We start from the raw sequence: 3,389 nt of genomic DNA, 5'->3' as shown, positions 1-3,389 counted from the left end.
ACTGCTCTATTCCCTGTTCCCTGTTCCCTGTTCCCTGTTCCCTAAAAAACCATAAATATACTTAACAAAGTCGCAAACCTCTAGAAATTTATCTAAATTAAACTTTCATAATTATTATGATTAGCAATTACGAAAATCAGGTTCTGCCCCCAGTTCAAGAAAACGAATTTTTACCACCAATTGGTCGTTGGATTCAGTTTGGCGGACTGTTTATTGTGGCTACGCTAGCCCTAGCAATTCCCATTGGCTCTGTGACCAAATATAAGGAAACGGTAAAAGCACAGGCTTCTTTCCGTCCTGCCGGTGAATTGCGAATTGTGCAAGCGGCAACAGAGGGTCAGGTGATGAAGATTTCTGTGGAAGAAAATCAAGTGGTCAAAAAAGGAGATGGGCTGGCCACTATCGACGACTCTCGCCTTCAAACTAAAAAAAGCCAACTGCAAAGCAATATCGGGCAAGTCCAGTTACAACTGGTTCAAATCAAAGCCCAAATTAGTGCCCTCAATAGTCAAATCCAAGCAGAAACTAACCGGAGCAACCGTGCTATTGCCTCTGCAGAAGTTGAACTAGACCGCCGCCGCCGGGACTATCGAGACCGGAAGATTACCACTGTGGCTGAAGTCTCTGAAGCCGAGGCTCAGTTAAGGCAAGCCCAGGAACAATGGTACGGAGCCCAGGCTAGATTAAAGTCCACTCAGGCCAATTTTAAGTCAACTAAAGCTGCCTTAAATGCAGCCCGGTCGAAGCGAAACCGATATCAGCCCATTGCTGAAGTGGGAGCCCTGTCCCAGGATCGATTTGAGGAAGCACAACTGATTGTCCAGCAGCAAGAACAAGCGGTGGAGGCGCAAAAAGCCCTAGTTGAAGAGCAAAAACAAACCATAAAACAGCTACAACAAGGGGTTAAGGCGGCTCTTGCCAGACTACAGCGGGCGAAAGCTGCTCTCAATCCCAGCAGCTCAGAAGTAGCGATCGCGTCTGAACGGATTGCCCAAGAAAAAGCCACTGGTGAAGCTACTCTGGCTAGGTTAAACAAAGAACGGGAAGCCCTGATCCAACAGCGGATTGAAATCAGTAAACACCTAGAGCGGGATTCCCGCGAACTTAAACAAGTAGAACTCGACCTCAGCCAAACTGTGATTACTGCCACAGCAGACGGGATTGTTTCTAAGCTAAATTTGCGCAACCCTGGTCAAACTGTGCGCTCTGGAGAGGAAATTGCCCAAATTGTTCCCGGTGATGCACCCTTGAAAATAAAGGCAGTGGTGTCACCAAGCGATATTGGCAAGTTGGCAGAAGGTCAAAAGGTTCACATGCGGGTATCTGCCTGTCCTTATCCAGATTATGGTACCCTCAAGGGTTTAGTCAGCCAAATTTCCGAAGATACTATTAAACCCCAAAGTAATGGTGCTAGGGCAAGTGCTTTAAGCCAGAAGGGGCGTGGTGCTAGTGCTTTCTACGAGGTGACGATCTCTCCAGAAAGCCATGTCCTCGGTAAAGGCAAAAACCAGTGTTCCCTTCAATTGGGAATGGAGGGCAGAGCCGATATTATTTCTAGAGAAGAGACTGTGCTAAGATTCCTGCTCAGGAAGGCAAGGCTGGTCACCGACTTGTAATGTAATCTCAAACCTGTTCCCTCTTAGAGGATATCTGAAAAGTTTTTTGATACTGAATTTTGCCCCCCTAGCCCCCCAACTTTGGGGGGAACAAGAGTCAATTTGCTTCTAAAAGTCCCCCAAAATTGGGGGACCAACGGGGGCTTGGATGTAGCAAATAATACTTCTCAGACAACCTCTTAAAAACTTCTGGCATGCATGCCTTTTGCGTGTTGATGTAGGTTGATGTCTTGAGCAGATTAAGGACCAATTTAGGCAAGCCTATATTTCTGTAATCATTCAGCCGTTGGCAAAAGGCTGAGGGAGCATCCCAATTTGGCAAATCCATTGCTCAAACTAACGAAAATACTAGGGATTAAAAGCATAATTTAAAGTGTTATGTGCAAAAATGGGATGCTCCCAAGGCTGATGGCTGATGGCTGATGACTTACATATTTTTTTTTACCATTTTCAGTCGAGCTCTTCCTCTATATATCTCTTGATTTCAGGGGCTAATTTCCTAAGATTACGTTGAAAGAAGTTATTCAGGGATGAAATTTTAATTCCTAAAGAATCCGATATCTCTTGCCATTTTTTTCCGTCGAGGTAGGCTAACCCTATCACTTGTAAGGTAGCTGAAGGATGGTTTTTGATATGTTTCTGCAACAGGTTTTCCGGGTCTTCTTTAAAATAGTGTCTGACCTGGTCATACAACGTCAGTTCTGTTTCCGGTTGTGCCACAGTCTCTATGGTGAGCGATTCCCCAGTCAGCTCAGACAAGTTTGCGGGCAAAGGCAGAGTGGCTTTAGCCATCTCAAACACTAATGAATCTCCTGTGGTTCGGTCTTTTGCGATTAACTGGCACAACAAAAATAATACTATCAAAATTTTAGTAACGTTACCGGCATCGGTCTTGTTTGTAATTAAGCCTTTGATGGTCAGTGTTATCCAAACAATCACATGATCTAGTTTGGTGTTTTTAATAAGAGCGATCAACTGATATTTAATTCTGACAATTTTGCCAGATTGAGCTTGGATAAATGGGTCAGTCAGGTCTTGTTGAGCTTTTTGTAACATCTTATTGAGGCGATAATTGACCCAGGCTATAAATTTTCCTTTTTCTCGATTGTAGTGATTGAGGTTTTGATAAACATAATACAATGTCAGATTCACAGCATCATCATAGACCTCAGGGGAAAATTTGCCTCGATGGTAAAGCTTACCGGAAAGCTTAATGGCATTGAGCAATTCCGTTAAGGCATAAAATCGCTCTGGGGTATTGAGTTCGTGTCGTTGTGCTTCTAGGGCTAGCTGCTGAAGACGACCCTCGTCAAGTACCTTTTTAAAGACACTATCCCGCCAAGAGGCCCACTCCTGATCAGAAGTAATTTGTAGATATCGGCTATCAATAGCCTCCTCAAGTTTATGGTTGAGCTGCTGCTGTACGGTCTGATAGATCTCTAGATAGATGCCAGATAGAGGATGACCTGGCCGTGGGCGACACACTTTACGGGTACGCAAAATATGCTCAACTAGTTCTGCCAAAACCTGCTCCCGCTGTTGATTTTCAATCTTATATTGTTTTGATTTAATCATCATATGTTGAATTGGCCTGCTCATGACCATTGATCAGGAATGCTTGTCCAATTAGTTATCAGGGTAATTTCCACGGTTTATGATAAGTAGTCGGACAAAAGTAAAATTAACTGTTGAAATAGGGAGCAGGGAGCAGGGAGCAGCTCATAAGGGTAGGTTTTTTACTTTGACGTCAGGTGTGGGGTGTGGGGTGACCGG

At 44.3% G+C, this 3,389-nt stretch carries 2 protein-coding genes; one reads left to right on the top strand and one right to left on the bottom strand.

Annotated elements, in window-relative coordinates; all coding sequences use genetic code 11:
* Positions 1–116 precede the first annotated feature (116 nt).
* Complete coding sequence (locus BJP37_RS23725; protein WP_075902475.1) at positions 117–1,616, top strand: HlyD family secretion protein; 1,500 nt, start codon at positions 117–119, stop codon at positions 1,614–1,616.
* A 450-nt stretch (positions 1,617–2,066) separates the two neighbouring features.
* Here BJP37_RS23725 and BJP37_RS23720 read toward each other — a convergent pair whose 3' ends face one another.
* Positions 2,067–3,194 (bottom strand): hypothetical protein, encoded by a 1,128-nt coding sequence (locus tag BJP37_RS23720; RefSeq protein WP_075902473.1) that lies wholly within the window; start codon positions 3,192–3,194, stop codon positions 2,067–2,069.
* Between the last annotated feature and the right edge of the window lie 195 nt (positions 3,195–3,389).

Origin of the sequence: Moorena bouillonii PNG (assembly GCF_001942495.1) — a bacterium.
Taxonomy (GTDB): domain Bacteria; phylum Cyanobacteriota; class Cyanobacteriia; order Cyanobacteriales; family Coleofasciculaceae; genus Moorena; species Moorena bouillonii.
The sequence above is the reverse complement of the archived record's forward strand: the minus strand, read 5'-3'. Positions and strand labels throughout refer to the sequence as shown.

What these genes read in the sequence shown, in the direction of transcription:
- BJP37_RS23725 (WP_075902475.1), top strand. Translation starts at nt 117, where the DNA reads ATGATTAGCAATTACGAAAATCAGGTTCTGCCCCCAGTTCAAGAAAAC.
- BJP37_RS23720 (WP_075902473.1), bottom strand. Translation starts at nt 3,194, where the DNA reads ATGATGATTAAATCAAAACAATATAAGATTGAAAATCAACAGCGGGAG.